Raw genomic sequence first — 21810 nt, 5'->3', positions numbered from 1 at the left:
AGTGCCGCCCGTCCGGCGCGTCATAATCTCGTGTCGAAGCGGCGCGACACGGTACCCTCTGAGCACAGGGGGTGGCACGCAGCCAGCGTTCTGCTGACGCGCCCGCGCCGCCTCCGTTCCTACTGCTTGTCAAGGATCGCGCTATGGCTACCGCCGCATCTCAGCTTCCCCCAGCCGAGTTCATCAGGATCGCCAAGTCGATTGAAGATGAGGTCGGGAAGGTTATCGTCGGGCAGGACGCCGTTGTACGCGGCATCCTGACCTGTGTGCTTGCCGGCGGCCATGCGCTCCTGGAGGGCGTGCCGGGGCTTGGCAAGACGATGCTGATCCGCACGCTGAGCGACGTGCTGGATCTCTCGTTCAGCCGGGTGCAGTTCACACCCGACCTGATGCCGGCCGACATCACCGGCACCAGCGTCATCTCGGACGATGGCGGCGTGCGCGGCTTCCAGTTCCAGCCGGGGCCGATCTTCGCGAACCTCGTGCTGGCCGACGAGATCAACCGCGCCACGCCGAAGACGCAGTCAGCCCTGCTCGAAGCGATGCAGGAGCACCGCGTCACGGTGGCGAAGAACACCTATCAGCTCGAACGGCCCTTCTTCGTGATGGCGACGCAGAACCCCATCGAGATGGAGGGCACCTACCCGCTCCCCGAGGCGCAGCTCGACCGCTTCTTCTACAAACTGACGGTCACCTACCCGACCGAGGACGAGCTGTTGACCATCGCCGAGCGGACGACGGGCGGGAGGACGCCCCGCGCCGAGCCGGTCGCCGACGGCCCGACCGTCACGGCGATGATGGACCTGGCGCGCGACGTGCCGGTGGCGCGGCCGGTGCTGGCCTACGCCGTCCGCCTGACGACGCGCACCCACCCGGACCGCCCGGAGGCCGCCGAGTCGGTCAAGCGGTACGTGCGCTACGGCGCAAGCCCGCGCGGACTGCAGTCGCTGGTGCTGGGCGCGAAGATCCGCGCCATCCTCGAAGGCCGCTTCAACGTGGCGTTCGAGGACATCCGCGAGGTGGCGTTGCCCGCCCTACGGCACCGCGTCATCCTCAACTTCGAGGCCGACGCCGAGGGGGTCACCTCCGACCGGGTGATCCAGGACATCCTGCTGGCGACGAAGGAAGAGTAAGTGGCTGAGCAGGCGCTGCTGGAAGGGCCCTTCCTCGAACGGCTGGAGCGGCTGTCGCTCGTCACGCGCCGCCGTGTCTCCGGCCAGGGCAAGGGCGACCGCCGCAGCATCCACAAGGGCACCAGCATCGAGTTTGTGGACTACCGCCACTACACGCCCGGCGACGATCCGCGCTCGGTGGACTGGAACATCTTCCGGCGCTCGGGGAACCTCTACGTCAAGCAGTTCGAAGAGGAAGAGATCGTCACGGCGCACATCCTGGTGGACGTGAGCAAGTCGATGGACTGGGGCAGCCCCTCGAAGCTCCAGTTCGCCTCGCGGCTGGCGGCGGCGCTCGGGTACATCATCCTGGCCGGCTCCTCGAAGCTGGCCGCCGCGACGCTCTCTGGCGGGACCGCCACGACGTTCGGGCCGGCCTGGGGGCGCCGCTCCAGCGGGCAGCTCATCGAGTTCCTCCAGCGCGACCGCCCGCACGGCGAGACGGACCTGGACGCCGCCCTGGACAGCTACGCACGCCGCGCCGCACCCGGGCAGGCGATGATCATCTCCGACTTGCTGACGCCGAACTTCGAGCAGGGCATCCGCCGGCTGCTGGACCGGCGTTTTGAGGTCACGGTCCTGCACGTGCTCGCGCCGGAAGAGGTCCACCCGCCGATGAGCGGCGACCTGACCCTGATCGACAAGGAGACGGGGAACGAGGTCGCCATCACGCTGAACCAGGAGGCGCTCGACCGCTACGAGGAGCGCTTCCGCACCTGGACGCGGGCGCTGGAGTCATTCTGCGCGCGGCACGACGTCGTCTACCAGCGCCTCCAGACGAGCGAGCGGCTGGAGGTCGTCCTGTTCGACCACCTCCGCCGCCGAGGCGTCCTCCGATGAACCTCCTGGCGCCCCTGGGGCTGGCGCTTGGCGTCCTGATCCCGATCCTGATCCTGTTCTACCTGCTGAAGGTGCGCCGCACCGAGTACGAGGTGAGCAGCACCTACCTCTGGCAGGATCTGCTGCGCGATCTGGCCGCCCACGAGCCGTGGCAGAAGTTCCACTGGAGCGTGCTGCTGGCCCTGCAGTTGCTGCTGGTGGCGGCGCTGGTCTTCGCGGTGGCGCGGCCGTTCTACGTGGCCCAGGCTGAGGAGGTCGTGCACGCCGTCCTGGTGCTCGACGGCGGCGCGAGCATGCAGGCGACGGATGCCGAGCCGAGCCGTTTCGAGGCGGCCAAGCGCACGGCCAAGGAGACGGTTCGCAACCTCGCGGAAGGCTCGATGGGGACGGTCATCCTGGCGGCGGCCCAGCCCCAGGTGCTCGCACCGTCCACCGCCGACCGTGGGGTGTTGGAGCGGGCCATCGACGGCGCGCAGGTCACCTTCGGCGCGACCGACGTCGGGCAGGCGCTGGCGCTGGCAAGCTCGCTGGGGCCGGGCAGCGCAGCGGCAGACGGCGCGCGCGCCCGCCTGCGGGTCTTCCTGTTCACCGATGGCGCGTTTGGCGCGATCTCCGGCAGCGAGGCCGAGGGGCTGGACGTGCGGCTGATGCAGGTCGGCACGAGCGGCCAGAACCAGGGCATCACGGCGCTGGCTGCGCGCGCCGATCCGCTCAACGTGAATCAGTACCAGGTGTTCGCCCGCGTCCGGAACTACGGCGACGCGGAGTATCGCGGCACGCTCGCGCTGACGGTGGACGGCACCCTGACCGAGAGCCGCGAGGTCGTGCTGCCGGCTGACGGCGCCGAGCCAGCCTCGGCCGAGTACGTCTTCTCCGATCTGCCGGTCGGGGCGCGGGCCGTCGAGGCCCGGCTGAACGGCGCGGACATCTACCCGGTCGACAACTCGGCCTACACGATCCTGAACGTCGGTCGGCGCTCCGAGATCCTGCTGGTCAGCAACGGCAACGTCTTCCTGGAGAAGGTGCTCAGCCTGCTGCCAGCGGGCGAGGTCAGCCGGGTGCAGCCGCGCCGCTACCTTGCGGTGGACGTGGACCAGTACGACGTGGTCATCTTCGACGGCTACGTACCCGAGGTGCTGCCGCGCGGCAACATCCTGGTGGTCAACCCGCAGGAGTCCACCGTCTTCCCCGCTGAGGGCGAGGTCCGCACGCCGGCCGTCCGCGGTTGGGAGCGCGACGATCCGCTGCTGCGCTTCGTGGACCTGCGCGACGTGGCGATAGCGCGGGCGTTTCGGCTGACGCCGCCGGGCTGGATGCGCCCGCTGATCCAGAGCGACGCCGCGCCGCTGATGCTGGCCGGCGAGCGCAACGGGCAGCGGGTGGTGGTGATGCCGTTCGATCTGCGCCAGACGAACCTGCCGCTGCTGGCGGCCTACCCGATCCTGATGTCCAACATCCTCGGCTATCTGGAGCCGCCCACCCAGGCGACTCAGCGCGATCTGCGGCCCGGCGACGCCGTGACGCTGGCGCCGCTGGCCCAGGCTGAGGAGATCCTCGTACGCCAGCCGGGCGGGCAGAGCCAGACGCTGGCCTCCGAGGGCCGCCCGATCCAGTTCACCTCAACGCTGCTGCCGGGGCTGTACACCGTCTTCCAGCGGGCGGCCGGCCAGACGCTGCTGGAAGAGCCGTTTGCGATCAACGCCTCTGACGAGCGCGAGTCCGACGTCCGGCCGCGCCCGGTCGCGCTGGGCTCGGGGCGCACGCTGGAGGCGAACGCCGCACCAGACCTGGTGCCCGTCAACCGCGAGATCTGGATGTGGCTGGTGCCGCCAGCGCTGGCCCTCCTGCTGATCGAGTGGTATTGGTTCCACAGGAAATCATGACCCTCGACTTCACACAGCCGCTCCTGCTGCTTCTGCTGCTGGTCTTGCCGGCCTTCTGGCTGATCGGCCGCATCAGCCGGACGCATCTGCCAAAGCAGCGGCGTCGGCTGGTGCTCGGCGTGCGGATCGCCGTGGCGGCGCTGCTCATCCTCGGGCTGGCCGGGCCGCGCATCATCGGGCGGGCCGACGAGCAGGCCGTGGCGTTCCTGGTGGACGTCTCGGACAGCGTGACGCCGCCGATGCGCGAGCGCCAGCTCCAGTTCATGCGCGACGCGATGGCCACCATGACCGACCGCGACCGCGCCACGATCATCGCGTTCGGGTCGCAGTCGGTGCTCGAACGGCCGTTGAGCACGGCCCGCCCGCTCGGCCCCATCGCCTCGATTGTGGACGGCGGCAAGACCGATATCGGCGGGGCGATTCGGCTGGCCCTGGCGACGCTGCCCAGCACGATGGCGCGCAAGATCGTGGTGGTCTCGGATGGCAACGAGAACACCGGCAAGGCCATCGAGCAGGCGCGCGTGGCGGCGGCGGCCGGCGTGCCGATCCAGGTGATGCCGCTGGCGCAGCAGGCCGGCCCTGAGGTGCTGGTGCGGCAGGTGGAGACGCCGGCATTTGTCCGCGAGGGCGAGAAGTTCTCGGCGAGCATCAACCTGGACGCCAGCCAGGACACCCGCGCGCGGGTCCATCTGCTGGCGGATGGCCGGCTGCTCTCCAGCCAGGATGTGAACCTGACGCAGGGCAGCAACACCATCGTCATGCCCCAGGAGCCGCTGCCGCCGGGCTTCCACCTGTTCAAGGTGCAGGTCGAGGCCTCGGCAGACACCTACATCCAGAACAATGAGGGCGGCAGCTACACCGTGGTGACGGGTAAGCCGCGCGTCCTGCTGATCGAGTCTGAGGGCGGCGAGACGCGCTTCCTGGCCGAGGCGCTGCAGTCGGCGGGCCTGGAGGTGGACGTCCACAGCACTAAGACAGCGGTCATCGACCTGCCGACCCTGCGCGGCTACGAGAGCGTCGTGCTGGCGAACGTGCCGGCCTCCGAGCTGAGCGTCAGCCAGATGCGCGCGATCACCTCCTACGTCCAGAACCTGGGTGGCGGGCTGGTCGTGGTGGGCGGCGAGCAGAGCTACGGCGTGGGCCGCTACAACCGCACGCCGCTCGAAGAGGCGCTGCCGGTGCGGATGGATCTGCGGGGCAGGACGCTGACGGCCAGCGTGGCACTGGTGCTGGTCATCGACGCCTCGGGCAGCATGGCGGGCGGCCCTGGCTCCTCGAAGATGGATCTGGCGAAGGAGGCCGCCAGCCGCGCCACCGAGCTGCTGAGCGAGCAGGATCAGCTTGGCGTGATCTCGTTCGACGACACGCCGCGCTGGGTGGTCCCGACGAACTTCCTCGAAGACCCGTCGCTGGTGCAGGCGCAGATCGGCTCGATCGCCCCGGGCGGCGGGACGGCCATCTTCCCGGCCCTGGAGACGGCCTACAACGACATCGTGACCCGCGAGGCGAAGGTCCGACACATCCTGCTGCTGACGGACGGCCTCTCCTCGGGCGGCGACTACGACCGTCTGACCAACGCGATGCAGCAGAACGGCATCACCCTCTCGACCATCGCCGTCGGGTCGGACGCGGACTTCGCACTGATGCAGCGGCTGGCGAACCTCGGAAAGGGACGCTACTTCGAGGGGAACGACCCGTTCGAAGTGCCGCAGATGATCGTGAAGGACACCCAGGAGGTCGCGCGGGCGGCCATCGTGGAGGAGGCGTTCCGGCCGGCCCAGGTCGGCTCCAGCCCGATCCTCGAAGGCATCGACGTGCGCCAGATGCCGCCGTTGCTCGGGTACGTCTCGACCACGCCGAAGCCGACGAGCCAGGTGCTGCTGGTCTCGAACCAGATGGACCCGGTCCTCTCGGAGTGGCAGTACGGCCTGGGGCACGTGGTGGCCTGGACCTCCGACGTGAAGAACCGCTGGGCGCAGGACATGCTGACCTGGCCGGCCTTCAGCCAGTTCTGGGCGCAGGTGGTCAAGCGCACGATCCCGGTGCCGGTGGACCGCAATCTCCAGGTGCAGATCACCCAGGAGGGCGCCACGGCGAAGGTGACGGTGGACAGCGTCGCCGACGACAAGACGTACCAGAACTTCCTGCGGACCAGCGCGACGGTAGTCGACCCGGCCAACGGGCAGAGTCAGGTGACGATCCCGCAGGTAGCCCCTGGCCGCTACGAGACCCGCATTCCCATCGGCGGCGAGGGCGCGTACTTCCTGAACATCGTGCAGTCTGACGCGAGCGGCGCGCCGATTGCCGGCCGGCCGGCCGGCTTCGTGATCCCATACTCGCAGGAGTACCGCGATCTCCGCGCCAACCCGGACCTGTTGGGCCAGCTTGCGGGCATCACCAGCGGGCAGGTGGTCAGCGATCCGAAGACGGTCTTCGAGCGCGACCGGCGGGTGGACGGCCAGCCGCGCGAGCTGTGGCCGTGGTTCCTGATCCTGGCGGCGCTGCTGTTCCTCTTCGACGTGGCGGCTCGCCGTCTGCGGCTCGGCTGGATGGACGCCGAGCTGGCCTGGAGCTACGTCCTGGACAACTGGCTTGGCCGCGCAAAGCTGGCGGCGGCTCCCGCCGCCTCGCGGCTGCTGGCCGCCAAGGGCCGCATCTCCATCGAGGGCGGCGGCTTGGCGGCGGGCCGGCGGGGAGCGGCTGCCCGCAACGGCCCGGCGACGGCCGGCTCGGCGGTGGCCTCCTCGCGGACCGCCAGCTCGTCGGCGCTCGGGGCGCGGCTGCTGACGGCCAAGAAGCGGGCCGGGCCGGCCGCGTCAAGCTCGGCCGGCGGCTCGCAGCCCGACGACGCCTGACCCTGACGCACACCAGGCGCCGATTCGGCCTCATGGCGCCCGAAGACGCCTCGAACAGGGGGGCATCACTTCGCCCGGGCCATCCTCGGGTCAAGGGCGTCGCGGATGGCGTCCCCCAGGAAGTTGAACCCCATCACCGCCAGCAGGATCGCGCCGCCGGGCGCGAACGCCAGCCACGGCGCCATGTCCAGGTAGTCTTTGCCTCGGCTGACCATCGAGCCCCACGACGGATCTGGCGGCTGGACGCCCAGCCCCAGGAAGCTCAGGGTCGCCTCGGCCAGGATCGCCAGCGCGATACTCAGCGACACCTGGACGATCAGCGGCGCGATCACGTTCGGCAGGATGTGCCGGCCCATGATCCGGACATGCCCCGCCCCGATGGTCCGCGCCGCCTCCACGAACTCGCGCTCGCGGACGGAGAGCACCTGTCCGCGCGTCAGTCTGGCGAAGATCGGCGTGTAGACGATGCCGATGGCGATCATCGCATTGCTCAGGCCCGGCCCGAGCGTCGCCGTGATCGCCAGGGCCAGCACCAGCGTCGGGAACGCCAGCAGCGCGTCCATCCCGCGCATGATCAGGTTGTCCACCCGCCCGCCGAAGTAGCCAGAGGTCAGGCCGCTGACGACGCCCAGCGCCAGCGCAATCGACACCGAGATGACTCCGGCCTTCAGCGAGACGCTCGTGCCGTACAGGATTCGGCTCAGCACATCCCGACCGTTTTCGTCGGTGCCGAGCAGGTGCTCGGCGCTGGGCGCCTGCAACGTCTTCAAGAGCTGCTGGCGGTTCGGGTCGTACGGGCTGATGAACGGCGCAAGGACGGCGCACGCCACCACCAGCAGGACGATCCCCATGCCCACGCCCGCCAGCCGCACCTTCCAGAGCCGGCGGAAGAACGCCGCGAAGCCCGTCTGATCCGATGGACGCCGCGCCGACACCGTCTCGGCGTCGGCCAGCGGCAGGGTAGCCTGTGCCGTCACGAGATCCCTCCAGAGGCGGCCGGCAGCCAGCCGCCGCAAGACGCGACGAGTCCCTCCACGTGCGCCATCATCCGTACCGAATCCGTGGGTCCAGATAGGCGTAGATCAGGTCCACCAGCAGGTTGACCACCAGGAAGATCAGCGCCAGGTAGAGCACCACCCCCTGCACCAGCGGAAAATCGCGCTGGTAGATGCTGTCCACCACCAGCCGCCCGATGCCCGGCAGCGCGAAGATCGTCTCGGTGACGATGGCGCTGCCGAGCAGGTTGCCCAGTTGCAGCCCCACCACCGTCACGACCGGGATCATCGCGTTCTTCATGGCATGTTTGCGGATGACGGCCGTCTCGGTGAGGCCCTTGGCGAAGCCGGTCCGGATGTAGTCCTGGTTCAGCACCTCCAGCAGCGTCGAGCGGGTCAGCCGGGCCGTGGCCGCCGCCGCGAACGCCCCGAGGGTGATCGCCGGCATGATCATCCCCTTCAGGTTCGCCCCGAGATCCGTCAGCGGGCTGGTGTAGCCGATGGGCGGCAGCCAGCGCAGCGTCAGCGAGAAGACGTAGACCAGGAAGACGGCCAGCAGGAAGTTCGGCATCGAGACGCCGAGCAGGCACAGGACCGTCGAGCCGATGTCGGCGATACTCCCGCGTCGGGTGGCCGCGATCACCCCGGCCGGGATCGCGATCACCAGCCCGAAGATCAGGGCCAGCACCGCCAGTTGCACCGTCACCGGCAGCCGCTCCACGATGGCCTGTGCCACCGGCTGGTTCGTGCGGATCGAGCGGCCGAGGTCGCCGCTGACGACCTTCACCAGCCAGGTGGCGTACTGCACCGGCAACGGCTGATCCAACCCCAGTTGCCGGCGCAGGTTGTCGCGGGCCTGGGGCGTCGCCTCCTCGCCGAGCATCGCCACGACGGGGTCGCCCGGCGTCAGGTGGATCAGGGAGAAGATCACGACGCTCACCAGCAGCAGGACCGGCACCATCGACACGATGCGTTTGAGGATGTAGGTCGTCATATGCAGCCTTCAGAAGTCAGTCATCAGGTGTCAGCGGTCAGAGATCAGTTGTCAGATGCGGTCGGACCGCGCAGGGCCAGCCATCTAACCGTTGGCGCCCGACCGCTGACGGCTGATGACTGACATCTGACCGCTATTTCTGGAGCCAGACCGACCACAGACGGATCATCCCATCAGGGACGTGGCTGAACCCCTGCACCTTGTTCGTCAGCACCTTGACCTCGGGCCGGTGCTGGCTGAAGATCACCGGCGAATCGTCCAGGATCAGCACGTTCGCCTGGCCGTACAGCTTCTTCCGCTCGCCGTTGTCGTAGGTGTTGCGCGCCGCCTCCAACAGCTTGTCCACTTCGGCGTTCACGTAGTCGCTGCGGTTCTGCGCGCCCTTGCTGTGGAAGAAGTTGAAAACGTTGCCGTCAGGGTCTGGCCGGCCGCTCCAGCCGTTGATGACCGCCTGGTACTCGCGCTTCAGGGCGCGGTCGCCCAGGACCGTCGCCTCCAGCAGCTCGATGTTCATGGTGATGCCAGCCTCGGCCAACTGCTCCTTGAACACCTCGGCCAGTTGCTTGTCGTCTGGCGTGTTCGGCACGATGGCCGTGAAGGTCGGATCGGCCACGCCGGACTCGGCCAGTTTCGCCTTCGCCTTCGTCAGGTCGCGCGGCGAGTACGGCTTGAAGTCCGGGTCGAACGCGAAGCTCGACGGCGGGATCGCCTGGTAGCCGACCTGCCCGACGTCGAAGAAGATCGCCTTGTTGATGCCCTCGCGGTCGATGCTCCAGGCCATCGCCTGGCGGAACGCCTTGTTGTCGAGCGGCGCCTTCTTCACGTTGATCTGGATGTAGCGGTACGCCAGCCCCGGCACCTCGGAGTAGCGGACCTCCGTGCCCCGCTTCAGGGCCGGCATGTCCTTCGAGGGCGGCAGATCGATCATGTCCACCGTCCCCGTCTTGACGGCGACCAGCCGCTGGTTGCCGTCCGGGATCGGCTTGTAGATGACCTCGTCCAGGTACGGCAGCTGAACGCCGTCCGCGTCCTTCTCCCAGTGCTGCGCCCACTTGCGAAGCGTCATGTGGTCGTCCTTGACCCACTCCACGAACGTGAAGGGGCCGGCGCCGACCGGCTTCCGCGCGAAGTCGTCGCCGGCGGCCTCGGCAGCCTTGGTCGAGACCATCATGCCGGCCCGGTCGGTCAGCAGGCTGAGCAGCGGAGCCGAGGGCGCTTTGAGGGTGAACTTGACGGTCAGATCATCCACCACGTCCACGGCGGTGACGTCGTCAAGCTCGCCCTTCCGCAGGGACTTCGGATGCGTCTTCATCCGGTCGACGTTCGCCTTGACCGAGGCCGCGTTGAACGGCTCACCGTCGTGGTACTTCACGCCGGACTGCAGCTTGAACACGATGGTCTTCGGATCTGGCTGCTCCCAGGACTTCGCCAGCCCCGGCACGATGTTCAGATCCTTGTCCAGCCGCACCAGCGAGTCGAAGACGCTCTGGTAGATCTGGCGGTCCTGCGACGAGGTCGAGAGGTGAGGGTCCAGCGTGGTGATCTCGCCGGAGAGCGCCACGCGCATGACGCCGCCCGGCTGCGGCTTCCCAGCGGCGGCCGGTGCGGCAGCCGACGGTTTCGCGGCCTCGGCCGGTTTGGCAGCTTCGGCCGGCTTAGCAGCTTCAGCCGGCTTGGCCGGGGCCGGCGCAGTGGTGGCGGCCGGCGCCGCGGCTGCTGGCTTCGATTCAGCAGGCCTGGTCTCGGCCGGCTTCGGGGCCGGCGCGCTCGCAGACTGACACGCGAGTGTCAGCACCACCAGCAGGAGGAACGGCGCAAGCAAGGCACGTTGAATACGACCCACGGCGAACAACCCTCCGCCGAGCTGAACGTATCCCCGTCTGTGCGCTCCCAGTAACCGCCATAGTAGCGGCGCACAGGGATACTGTCAAAGAAGTCGTCAGTCCTCAGCGCGTGTCCTGTCAGTCGTGAACGACCGGGTCGGGTCACTCGACGCCTCCCCCGTCATCCCGAGCGAAGCGACCCATTCGGCAAGCTCAGGGCAAGCATCCGGAGCGCAGTCGAGGGATCTTCCTCACATAGCCACAACGAGGTAGATCCCTCTCCACTCCGCTCGTTCCTCGCCGCGGTCGGGTGACGGAGGGGTGTGCTCGTTCCTCGCCGCAGTCGGGATAACAAGGTTGCTGTGTACCCATCATGTCCAGCATGGTCGAGAACCAGCTTCTGCTGAGGACTGACAACTCGCTCCTACGGCGTCAGCGACACCGCCGCGAACCGCATCATCCCGTCCGGAACGTGGGTGAACCCCTGGATCTTCTTGGACATCACCTTCACTTCCGGGCGGTGCTGGATGAAGACCATCGGCGAGTCGTCGGTGACGATCTTGTTGACGTCGGCGTACAGCTTCTTGCGCTCGGCGTTGTCCGAGGTGACGCGCGTCTGCTCCAGCAGCTTGTCAACCTCGGGGTTCGAGTACTGGCTGCGATTGCCGCTGCCCTTGGTGTGGAAGTAGAGGAAGACGTTGCCGTCAGGATCGGGCCGGCCGCTCCACTGGAGGGAGATCGCGTCGAACTCCTCCTTCAGGCTGCGGTCCAGCAGCGTCGCGAACTCCAGCAGCTCGATGTTCATCGTGATGCCGACTTCGGAGAGCTGCTCCTTGTACACCTCGGCGATCTGCTTGTCCTCCGGGGTGTTGGTGACCAGCATCGTGAAGGTCGGGTTGGCGACGCCCGAGGCCTGTACCAGCGACTTCGCCTTCGCCACGTCGCGCGGCGAGTTGGCCTTGAAATCCTTGTCGAAGGCGAAGCTCAGCGGCGGGATCGCCTGGTAGGCGGGCGTCCCCACCCCGAAGAAAACCGCCTTGTTGATCGCCTCGCGGTCGATGGCCCAGGCGATGGCCTGGCGGATCTCCTTCTTGTCGAGCGGCGTCCGCTTGACATTGATCTGGATGTAGCGGAACGCCAGCCCGGGGATCTCGGAGTAGGCCAGATCCTGGCCGCTCTTGAGGATCGGCATATCCTTCGAGGCCGGCACGTCGATGATGTCCACCGTGCTGGTCTTGAGCGCGTTGAGGCGCTGCGTGCCGTCCGGGATCGGCTTGTAGGTGATCCCATCCAGGTACGGCAGTTGCACGCCGGCCTCGTCCTTCTGCCAGTAGTCAGGGTTCTTCTTGACGACCAGCCGGTCATCCTTGACCCACTCGACGAACGAGAACGGCCCCGTGCCGACCGGCTTCCGCGCGAAGTCGTCGCCGGCCGCCTCGGCAGCCTTGATCGAGACCATCATGCCGGCCCGGTCCGTCAGCAGGCTGAGCAGCGGCGAGGACGGGTTCTTGAGGGTGAACTTGACGGTCGTGTCGTTGACGACCTCCACCGAGGCCACGTCTGCAAGCTCGCTCTTGCGCTGCGACTTCGGGTGCGTCTGCGCGCGCTCGATGTTCGCCTTCACCGAGGCGGCGTTGAACGGCTCGCCATCGTGGTACTTCACGCCCGAGCGCAGCTTGAAGACCAGCGTTTTCGGATCTGGCTGCTCCCAGGACTCGGCAAGCCCTGGCTTGATGCTCAGATCCTTGTCCAGCCGCACCAGCGAGTCGAAAATGCTCTGGTAGATCTGGCGGTCGACGGCCGCCGACGAGACGTGCGGGTCCATCGTGGTCAGATCGGCGTTGATACCGACCTTCAGTTGGCCACCAGTGGTCGGCTTCGCAGCGGCGGCCGGCTTGGCAGCTTCGGCGGGTTTCGCAGCCTCGGCCGGCTTGGCGGTGGCCGCCCCCTGAGCAGCGGGGGCGGCCGGGGCCGTGGTGGCAGCGGGCTTGCTCTCGGCCGGCTTCGATTCGGCCGGCTTCGCCGGTGGCGCGGCGGCGCCTTGACAGGCGACGCACAAGATCACCAGCAACAAGAGCGGCGCGTACAGTAGACGACGAACGCGAACCACGCTTCACCTCCAGGGCGATCCGGCCGATGTATCCCCGACGTGTGCTCCCTACAAAGTCTCCCAGTGCGTCCCAGCACGCCCCATGCTAGCGATGCCCGCACGCCCTGTCAAAGGCGAGTAAACGCGACGCCGCCCGCACGTACCGGTGGATACGCGCGGGCGGCGAAATCGGATGCAGCCGGGCCAACGGCCGTCCTCAACGACGACAAAACCGCCGGTACCACCAATCACCGCGAGCGAAGCGACCCAGTCGCCGGCTCAAGGCAGGCGCTGCGAACCCGCCCGCCATCCCCAGCGATACAAGTCGGTTTGGCAAGTTCAGGGCAGGCGCTGCGACTTTCCACCCCGTCATCCCGAGCGGAACGAGCATGGCCGCGCACCTTCTCCGTCATCCCGAGCGGAACGAGCTTGCGAGTGGAGCCGAGGGATCTTCCCCTTCGTGGCTATGCGAAGAAGATCCCTCTCCACTCCGCTCGTTCCTCGCCGCGGTCGGGATGACGAAGTGTGCGCGCCGCCCTGGCCTCGGGCGGGGGGACAAGCCCCCGCGCTACGGCTGCGCCATCGGACAGCGGGCTACGAGACCCGCGTGCCCGCCGGAATCTCCTTGTCGAGCGTGATAAGCCCCAGTTGCTCGCCCTCGCCCCGCCCACCGGCCGCCAGCAGCATCCCCCGCGACTCGACCCCCCGGATCTTGGCCGGCTTGAGGTTGGCGATGATGACGATGCGACGCCCGACAAGCTGCTCCGGCTCGTAGAACTGCGCGATGCCCGAGACGATGGTCCGCTGCTCGAAGCCGAGATCGAGGCTCAGCTTCAGGAGCTTCTCGGTCTTCGGCACGCGCTCGACGGCCGTGACAAGCGCCACCCGCAGATCGAGCTTCGCGAAGTCGTCGATGGTGACGATGCCGTCGTCCGCCGATACGGCTGGCGCTGGAGCGGCCGGGGCGGGCGTCGCCGCCGCCGACTCGGCCGCCGGCACAACGTCGGCGGACGACGCGTCGGACGACGCCGCGGGCCGCCGGGTGCTTGTCTGCTCACTCATGGGCAGTCTCCTTGCGGGGTCTGGGGGATCGGTCAGCAGGACGAATGCGTTGCGGTCCAGAAGCCGATCTCGTGGGTGAATGGTATACGCCCTGTCCCCTATCACCTGTCACCTCGCCCCTGTCCCCTCGCCCCTGTCACCTCGCCTGTGCCATCATCAATGGCACGAGCCGTGGGGGCTCCGTGCGCGGCGTGACCCGCGACTGCCAGTGCGAAAGAGGTCAGATGCCGCAAGCGGGTCTTCGTCGGATTTGTGTGTTCTGTGGCTCGCGGCCGGGCGTCCGGCCAGAGTATCTCGCCCTGGCGCGGCAGCTTGGCAGCCTGCTGGCCGAGCGCCGCATCGGCCTGGTCTACGGCGGCGCGAGCGTCGGGGTGATGGGTGCGGTCGCGGACGCCACCCTCAGGGGCGGCGGCGAAGTGATCGGCGTGATCCCGCAGGCGCTGGTTCGCCCAGAGGTCGCCCACGACCACCTGACCGAGCTGCGTGTCGTCGCCACCATGCACGAGCGCAAGGCCTTGATGGCCGAGCTGTCAGACGCCGTGATCGCGCTGCCGGGCGGCTTCGGCACCTTCGAGGAGTTGTTCGAGACGCTGACGTGGTCGCAGCTTGGCATCCACAACAAGGCGTTCGGCATCCTCAACGTCGGCGGCTTCTACGACGGCCTGCTGGCGCTGGTAGACCATGCCGTCAGCGAGGGCTTCATCCCCGAGCCGCACCGCGCCCTGATCCTCGAGGACTCGGACCCCGCCGCGATGATCGACCGGCTGGCCGTCTACGAGCCGCCCCCGCCGATCTGGAAGTGGCTCAAGCCCGAGGAGACCTGATCGAATTCGTCGGGATACCCAAACCCTGACAACTCTTGGAGCTGCTATGGGAGCACTCGACGGCAAGGTTGCCCTGGTCACCGGCGCGCGCGGCGGCATCGGGCTGGCGACCGCCCGCGCACTGGCCGCCGCCGGCACGAAACTCGTCCTCGGCGACGTTGCCAGCCTGGACGAGACCCTCACCACCATCGACGCGGCCCCTGGCAGCATCGTCGGCGTCAAGCTCGACGTGACCAGCCCCGCCGACGCCGAGGCAGCCGTCACGACGGCCCTGGAGCGGTTCGGCCGCCTGGACATCCTGGTCAACAACGCCGGGGTCGGGAAGCCGGCCCCGCTCGCCGATGTCTCGGACGAGCTGTGGGACTGGATCATCGACATCAACCTGAAAGGCGCGTTCATCTGCGCCCGGGCCGCCGCCCCGAAGCTCGCCACCGGCGGCTGCATCGTCAACGTCGCCTCGCTGGCCGGCCGCTCGTCCAGCCCGTCGATGGCCTGCGCCTACTCGGCCTCCAAGGCCGGGCTGCTCGGCCTGACGCGGCATCTCGCCAAGGAGCTTGCGCCGCGCGGCATCCGCGTCACGGCGGTCAACCCCGGCGTCGTGCTGACGCCGCTGGCGACGGACAACTACTCAGCCGAGCTGATGGATCGCACCGTCAGCGCCGTGCCGCTCGGGCGCGCCGCCCAGCCCGAGGAGATCGCCCAGGCGATCCTCTTCCTGGCCTCAGACGCCGCCAGCTACGTAACGGGCGCGTCGCTGGACGTAAACGGCGGCCTGTTCATGGCGTAGCCGCGTCCCGGTAGCCGCGTCCCGGCCCCCGCATCAGGGTACGCGTCAGTGAGCGCACGGCATGGTTACATCATCCTGAGCGCAGTGCAGGATGACACTTATGAGTTGCATCTCTTTGAATCAATGACGATGCTGTCACTCATGCGAACAGCAATGCGGACTCCCCCGCTCCCGCGTACAGGAAGAGGTGAGCGGGGCAGGGCGATTGCATGTCGAGCGCGTCGTGCCCCCGCGTCGGGGCTTGAAAGCCCCGCCTACGATCCTGCAGTCGCTGCGCGACGCTCCAGTCGCACCAGTGCCTGCCGTGCCCGGCGTCCGTCGCGCAGCGACTGAACGACTGTAGGCGGGGACTTCAGTCCCCGACCGATCAGCGTCAGCCCGATCAGCGCCACGAGGTACCACGCGTTCAGCGCCCGCAAAGGCCAGTGCGCCGGCCAGGAACGTGTTGCGCCAGCGCAGCGCCGCCCCGAGCGCCAGCAGGCCGACGCTCTCGACCAGCAGGAAGGTGGCGTAGACGGTCCAGTCCAGCCCGTCGCCCATCAGCCCCAAGGACTGGATCAGCGAGAGGCCGAGCAGCTCGGCCGTCCCCTCGTGAAAGCTGGCGTTGCAGGTTGGGCAGCGCATGGCCTGTCATCCTTGCGCGGTTTCTCACCTGCACGATGCGCCTGCGCGGCTGCCAGAACCTCGGCCAGAACTGCCAGAGACTGTCCGATGTTCCAACGTCGGCGCCGATCGGGACATCCGCCCCCCTGGAAGTCGGTACAGCCGTCCCCTGCGTGGCGCGCCAGGGGGGCGGTATTCTTGAGTCACCAGGAAGCCAGTGGCGAGACACCACAGACAGGGCGCCTGGCACGACACGAGACACATCGGAGCGCGGGAAGATGGCAGAGCGAAGACGGTCCCAGGCCCGCTACCTCGAGTTGGGGGTGCTGCAAGTTGACTGAGCAGTTCGCCAGCGCCCCGGGCGAGTAGGAAGAAGCGGCCACCCACGGGCAGGCCAGTGAGCGCCGCCCCGCATGTAGAGCAGAGCCGTCGACCGAAGTCCCAGAGGGCAAGGCTGGCCCCGAGTCATCGCCCAGATCATCGAAAACTCGACCGGTCGTTCATCAGGTACACAGATCATCGAAAGCCCCTTCCGCACCGGGAAGGGGCTTCGTCATGTGTGCTGGACACGGCGACGATCGCCGCGGCCGTCGCGTGAGCCGGCCCGCCGGCCGACGCCGCTGCGAACGGTATCTCACCGTGTGGCGCGTGTCAAAACCGGCAGCTGCCCACGCGGGTCAGCTTCGGCCGGCGAGCTTTCGTCCCAGGTCGAGCGCCCCGAACGAGCGGGTCGGCGCGGGCATCAGCCAGCGGTACCCCTGCTCCAACACCCGCTCGACGTTCGCCGTATCGACGTGCGGGTGCCCGCAGACGACGTTGAAGCGCTTGCAGGTCTCGACCACCGACTGCATCGCCTCGACCACGGCCGGGTGGTCGTACTGGCGCGGGTAGCCGAGGTCCTGCGACAGGTCGCCCTCGCCGATGATGACGGCCCCGATGCCCGGCACCTGCTCCAGGATGTCCGGCAGGTTCTTGACCGCCTTGACCTCCTCGCACATGATCGCCACGATGATCTCGCCGTCCGGGGCCAGCGGCCAGACGTCCGCCTGCTTGTAGTAGGCCTGCTGCGAGAGGCCCCAGTAGCGCGCGGCGGCGGTCGGGGCATCGCCGCGCTGGCCGGCCGGCTCGAAGATCGGCGCGCTCGGCGGGCGCGGGTAGCGGCAGGCTGCCACGGCGTTGCGCGCCTCCTCCACGGTGCTGACGTGAGGCCAGACGATGCCGTAGACGCCGCTGTCGAGCACCTGCTTGGCGATCCACTGGTTCATCTCGCCGCCGTTCGGGGGGATGCGTACCAGCGGTGTGACGGCCGGCGCGAGCGTGCCGCGATCCACGATCTGCTTCCGATTGAGCAGGTACTGCAGCGAGTCGCGCAGGGCGCGGATGTCGTACGGGCCGTGCTCCATCTCGAACACGACGCCGTCGTAGGCTGCGTCGCCTATCGCCTGCGCGTTGTCGGGTGTCGCGGCGGAGAACGTCACGAAGGCCGGCTGCCCGGCCTCCAGCGCCGCGATCACCCCGTTGAGCCGAGTCCCCTCAGGCATCGGTTGGCCTCCTCGTCCGTCACCGGCTGGGTCTGCATGGCAGCGTACACCGTGGGTGCCCTCACCCCCCAACCCGGGCTACCCTCTCCCTGACACACGGGAGGCATGGCCGCGATGAGCGAGGTTCGCTGGGGATTCGTGGGCGGCGGCAACGTCACGGAGACGAAAGCGCCGCCGGATAGTGCGTTTACGTTCGAGCAGTCGCGCGTGGTCGCCGTGGCTCGCACCGACCTCGCGCGCTCCGAAGCGTACGCCGAGCAGTACGGCATCGAGCGGGCCTACGGCAGCGTCGAGGAGCTGTGCGCCGACGCGAACGTCACCGCCGTCTTCGTCTGCACGCCGCACCACCTGCACACGCAGCATGTCCTGGCCGCCATCAAGGCTGGCAAGCACGTCCTCTGCGAGAAGCCGCTCACCATCACGACCCGCGAGGGACTGGAGGTGGTGGAGGCGGCCGAGCAGGCCGGCCTGATCCTCGGGGTGGCCTACTACCGCCGCTTCTACCCGGTCATGGAGATGCTGCGCGCGATTGTGCGCTCGAATCGGCTGGGGAAGATCACCTCGGCGCAGATGGTCTGCCGCGGCTACTCGGTGCCGAAGCGCCCGGCCCCGGGGACGGCGCCCGCCTGGCGCGGCGTCGTGGCGCAGGCTGGCGGCGGCGCGCTGACCGACGCGGGATCGCACCGCGTCGATCTGCTCTTCTGGCTGTTCGGGGATGCCAGTCGCGTCTCGGCGAACGTGCGGCACGTCGAGACCTGGACCGAGAGCGAGGATCAGGCCAACGTCACGGTCGAGTTCGCGAACGGCGTCGTCGCGACGCTCGATCAGAGCGGCTGCAGCTACACGCCGCAGGACAGCATCACCATCTTCGGCACCGAAGGCTCGGTCAGCGTGCCGAACCTGGAGGGGACCAGCATCGTGCTCCAGCTCGGCAACGACGTGGACACGCTGGAGGTCTCGCCGCGCTCGCCAGCGACCCACCGACCGCTGGTGCAGGACTTCGTGCGGGCCGTACTTGAAGGTGGCCCGGTCCGCTGTCCCGGCGCGGACGGTCTCCGCACCACGCAGCTGATCGAGCTGGCCTACGCGGCATCCCGCAACCGACAGATCCTGGAGATCCCCGATCCGGCCGCGCACCGTCAGGCCGGGGCGGCTACCATACCGTTGCCCCTGCTGCAGGTATCCCACAGCCCACAGCCGGGGCCGCACGGGGGCCACGGCTGACGCGCAACCAGCCCGGCGACTGTGCGCGTCGCGCTCGGCAGCACGGGCGCACGTATCGCGACACCCCAACCGCGACGCCCCAACCGCGACGCCCCAACGCCACACGCCAACGCGATACCCCAACGCCACACCCAACGACTGGGAGCATTGCTCAATGAAGATCGAGCGAATCAAGACGATTCTCGTCGAGAGAAGCCTGCTGGTACGCGTCTACACCGACGAGGGCATCATCGGGACCGGCGAGGCCGGCCTCTGGGCACACCATGACCTTGTCCTGGAGGCCATCGAAGACCTCAGCGAGTACTACGTCGGCAAGGACGCCTCGAAGATCGAGCACCACTACCAGACGGTCTCGCGAGACACCCACTTCCAGGGCGCGGTGCTCAGCGCCGCGATGAGCGCCATCGACATCGCCCTCTGGGACATCCTCGGCAAGTCGCTGAACAAGCCGGTGTATCAACTGCTCGGCGGCAAGGTCCGCGACAAGGTCAAGGTCTTCGCCAACGTCGGCGGCAACACGCTGGAGGAGCGCGCCCGGCAGGCCGCCGACTTCGTGGCTCAGGGCTACACCTCGCTCCGCACCATCCCGATGTTCGAGGGCTTCGAGCAGCGGCCGTCCTCGCAGACGGTCACCGAGGCCATCGACATCGTCAAGGCGATCCGCGAGGCGGTCGGTTTCGGCATCGACCTGGGCGTGGAGATCCACCGCAACTTCTCGAAGCACGAGATCGTCGTCTTCGGCAACGCCGTGCTGCCGTACCGGCTGCTCTACATCGAAGATCCGCTGGCCCCGGAGAGCACCGACGCGCTCAAGTACGTGGCTGCCCACGTCAACGTGCCGATCGCGGCCGGCGAGCGCTCGTACAACCTCTACCAGTTCAAGGAGATCATCGACACCGGCGCGGTCGCGCTGATCCGGCCGGACCTGTCGCTGGCGGGCGGCTTCACCCAGGTCAAGAAGATCGCGGCGCTGGCCGAGTCGGCGTTCATCGGCGTCTTCCCGCACCTGATGGGCAGCCCGATCAACATGGCCACCTACGTCCAGCTCGACGCGGCGATCCCGAACTACTTCCTCCAGGAGGCGTATCCCGTCGCCGACAGGCTGAACGACATCCTCGAAGCGCCGCTGGTGCGCGATGGCGGCTACGTCGTGGTGCCGGACCGCCCGGGCATCGGGCTGGAGATCCGCGAGGAGAAGCTGAAGGATCACCCGTACCGGCCGTACACGACGCGCGGCTGGTTCCGCGAGGATGGGTCGGTCGCGCACTAGGCAGACGGAAGGAACACAACCATGATCGTTGGTGACGGCAAGTACCGCTACGAGGTTGTCGAGGGCTGGGAGCAACTGCCGGCCGGCTGGTCGCACGGCGACGTGGCCGGCGTGGCGACCGACTCGCAGGACCGGGTCTACGTCTTCAATCGCAGCGAGCACCCGGTCATCATCTATGACCGCGACGGCAAGTTCCTCGACACCTGGGGTGACACCACGCTCTACCCCCGCGCCCACGGCATCACCATCGTCAACGACGAGGTGTTCCTGGTGGACGCGACGGACCAGACGGTCCGCAAGTGCACGCTCGACGGCAAGGTGCTGATGACGCTCGGCGTCCCCGGGCAGGTCTCGGACACCGGCTACAACGCCAAGGCCCCGAGCAACCTGACGACCATCGCGCGGGCGGCCGGGCCGTTCAACGTCCCGACCCGGGCGGCCGTCGCCCCGAACGGCGAGATCTACGTCTCGGATGGGTACGGCAACGCGCGGGTCCACCGCTACTCGGCGGACGGCAAGCTGTTGCAGTCCTGGGGCGAGCCGGGTACCGGCCCCGGCCAGTTCAACCTCGTCCACTCGGTCTGGGTGCACACGGACGGCCGCGTCTTCATCTGCGACCGCGAGAACGACCGCGTCCAGATCTTCGGCCCCGCGGGCGAGCTGCTGACCATCTGGGACCACGTGACCCGCCCCGGCGACCTGTGCATTGGCGCGGACGGCACCGTCTACATCGGTGAGATGGGCTGGGAGAAGGGCACCACCAACATGGCCGGCAAGCTGCTGCCGGAGGACCGCCCATCCCGCCTGACCGTCCGCGACATCGACGGCAACATCCTGTCCACCTGGGGCGGCAAGGATCCGTGCGCGCTGGATGGCTTCTCCGCGCCGCACGGGATGTGGGTGGACTCGCGCGGCGACCTGTACGTCGGCGAGGTCACGAAGACGGCGCTCTCGGCCTTCTTCAAGAACACGACCTGGGACGAGCGCTGCCACTCGCTGATCAAGTTCGCGCGGATCTAGAGGGACGCACCATGAGACTCGAAGGGAAGGTCGCGCTGATCACCGGCAGCGGCCACGGCATCGGGCGCGGCATCGCGATGGCCTACGCCCGCGAAGGCGCGAAGGTCATCGTCAACGACCTCGAACGTGACCCGAGCATCGGGCACGCCGAGGAGGCGGCGAAGCTGATCGCCGAGGCTGGCGGCGACGTCGAGGTGGTGCTGGGCGACGCCAGCGACACCTCCGACATGGAGCGCGTCGTCAAGGCGACCGTCGAGCGTTTCGGCAAGCTGGACATCCTCGTCAACAACGCCAACCCCGGCCGGCGCGATCCGAACGCCTCGCGGGCGTACCTGGATCAGAGCGAGGATCAGCTCTACCAGGGCTTCTATCTGCCGTTCAAAGCGGCGTTCGTGAACACCCAACTGGCGGCCCGCGAGATGGTCAGGCAGGGCACGGGCGGCCAGGTCATCACCATTACCTCGGTCCACCAGGAGCGGGCCTGGGGCTGGGACTCGGTCTACGGCTCGATGAAGGCGGCCTTGCGACGGCTGGTCATGAGCCAGGCCCGCGAGCTTGCCCCCCACAAGATCCGGGTGAACGCCATCGCGCCGGGTTTCATCGACAATCGCCTGTTCCCCGGCGAGCGCGGCGAGCGGTACGACTCGTACAACGTCCGCGCCGAGACCGAGGTCTTGCTCGGCCCGGGCAAGCCGTCCGACATCGCCGGCGCAGCCGTCTACCTCGCCTCGGACGAGGCCCGGTACGTCACCGGCACCTGCATCCTGGTGGACGGCGGCATGCTGCTGCCGCCGATCACGGAGATCTAGGCGGAGATGACCTCACCCC

Annotated in this window: 16 protein-coding genes; 10 read left to right on the top strand and 6 right to left on the bottom strand. The window is 68.2% G+C overall.

The annotated features are described in order from the left end of the window. Positions 1–143 precede the first annotated feature (143 nt). From IT306_25060 to IT306_25045, 4 genes are read left to right on the top strand one after another with little or no spacing between them, the layout of a single operon-like run. A complete protein-coding gene (locus tag IT306_25060) occupies positions 144–1133 on the top strand; it encodes a MoxR family ATPase (protein ID MCC7371712.1) in 990 nt (329 codons plus the stop codon). Beyond that, positions 1134–2012, top strand: coding sequence for a DUF58 domain-containing protein (locus IT306_25055; GenBank protein MCC7371711.1), 879 nt, complete (start codon positions 1134–1136; stop codon positions 2010–2012). It abuts the gene before it with no gap. Continuing rightward, on the top strand, positions 2009–3895 hold the full coding sequence (locus tag IT306_25050; protein ID MCC7371710.1) for a VWA domain-containing protein: 1887 nt from the start codon (positions 2009–2011) through the stop codon (positions 3893–3895). Before IT306_25055 ends, IT306_25050 begins: the two co-directional genes overlap by 4 nt. Beyond that, positions 3892–6750 (top strand): VWA domain-containing protein, encoded by a 2859-nt coding sequence (locus IT306_25045; GenBank protein MCC7371709.1) that lies wholly within the window; start codon positions 3892–3894, stop codon positions 6748–6750. The genes IT306_25050 and IT306_25045 overlap by 4 nt, the downstream gene beginning before the upstream one ends. Before the next feature lie 65 nt (positions 6751–6815). On the opposite strand, the gene IT306_25040 is transcribed toward IT306_25045, so the two are convergent. From IT306_25040 to metG, 5 genes are all read right to left on the bottom strand, one after another. Next, a complete protein-coding gene (locus IT306_25040; GenBank protein MCC7371708.1) occupies positions 6816–7601 on the bottom strand; it encodes an ABC transporter permease in 786 nt (261 codons plus the stop codon). A 193-nt stretch (positions 7602–7794) separates the two neighbouring features. Further along, entirely contained in the window at positions 7795–8739 is a 945-nt protein-coding gene (locus IT306_25035) for an ABC transporter permease (protein MCC7371707.1), read from the bottom strand. Between the two features lie 133 nt (positions 8740–8872). Beyond that, positions 8873–10582 carry a peptide ABC transporter substrate-binding protein gene (locus IT306_25030; protein MCC7371706.1) on the bottom strand — a complete coding sequence of 570 codons (1710 nt, stop codon included), beginning with the start codon at positions 10580–10582 and terminating at the stop codon, positions 8873–8875. A 404-nt stretch (positions 10583–10986) separates the two neighbouring features. Then, entirely contained in the window at positions 10987–12672 is a 1686-nt protein-coding gene (locus tag IT306_25025) for a peptide ABC transporter substrate-binding protein (GenBank protein ID MCC7371705.1), read from the bottom strand. A 573-nt stretch (positions 12673–13245) separates the two neighbouring features. Continuing rightward, the gene (gene metG, locus IT306_25020) at positions 13246–13713 is read right to left on the bottom strand and encodes a methionine--tRNA ligase subunit beta (GenBank protein MCC7371704.1); all 468 of its coding nucleotides are present in this window, start codon (positions 13711–13713) and stop codon (positions 13246–13248) included. 224 nt (positions 13714–13937) lie between these two features. Here metG and IT306_25015 point away from each other — a divergent pair, with 224 nt between their 5' ends. Both IT306_25015 and IT306_25010 read left to right on the top strand, forming a co-directional pair. Further along, positions 13938–14537 carry a TIGR00730 family Rossman fold protein gene (locus tag IT306_25015; GenBank protein ID MCC7371703.1) on the top strand — a complete coding sequence of 200 codons (600 nt, stop codon included), beginning with the start codon at positions 13938–13940 and terminating at the stop codon, positions 14535–14537. A 46-nt stretch (positions 14538–14583) separates the two neighbouring features. Beyond that, on the top strand, positions 14584–15324 hold the full coding sequence (locus tag IT306_25010; GenBank protein ID MCC7371702.1) for an SDR family oxidoreductase: 741 nt from the start codon (positions 14584–14586) through the stop codon (positions 15322–15324). Between the two features lie 1280 nt (positions 15325–16604). On the opposite strand, the gene IT306_25005 is transcribed toward IT306_25010, so the two are convergent. Continuing rightward, positions 16605–17468: an aldolase gene (locus IT306_25005; GenBank protein MCC7371701.1), complete on the bottom strand. Its 864-nt coding sequence runs from the start codon at positions 17466–17468 to the stop codon at positions 16605–16607. 114 nt (positions 17469–17582) lie between these two features. On the opposite strand from IT306_25005, the gene IT306_25000 reads away from it, so the two are divergent. From IT306_25000 to IT306_24985, 4 genes are all read left to right on the top strand, one after another. After that, positions 17583–18692 carry a Gfo/Idh/MocA family oxidoreductase gene (locus tag IT306_25000; protein ID MCC7371700.1) on the top strand — a complete coding sequence of 370 codons (1110 nt, stop codon included), beginning with the start codon at positions 17583–17585 and terminating at the stop codon, positions 18690–18692. Between the two features lie 154 nt (positions 18693–18846). After that, positions 18847–19962, top strand: coding sequence for a mandelate racemase/muconate lactonizing enzyme family protein (locus IT306_24995; protein ID MCC7371699.1), 1116 nt, complete (start codon positions 18847–18849; stop codon positions 19960–19962). Positions 19963–19983: 21 nt separating this feature from the next. Continuing rightward, positions 19984–20982, top strand: a complete 999-nt coding sequence (locus IT306_24990) for a hypothetical protein (GenBank protein ID MCC7371698.1) — start codon at positions 19984–19986, stop codon at positions 20980–20982. An 11-nt stretch (positions 20983–20993) separates the two neighbouring features. Beyond that, positions 20994–21791, top strand: coding sequence for an SDR family oxidoreductase (locus IT306_24985; GenBank protein ID MCC7371697.1), 798 nt, complete (start codon positions 20994–20996; stop codon positions 21789–21791). Positions 21792–21810 lie beyond the last annotated feature (19 nt).

The organism is Chloroflexota bacterium (genome assembly GCA_020850535.1).
Classification (GTDB): Bacteria; Chloroflexota; UBA6077; order UBA6077; family JACCZL01; genus JADZEM01.
The sequence above is the reverse complement of the archived record's forward strand: the minus strand, read 5'-3'. Positions and strand labels throughout refer to the sequence as shown.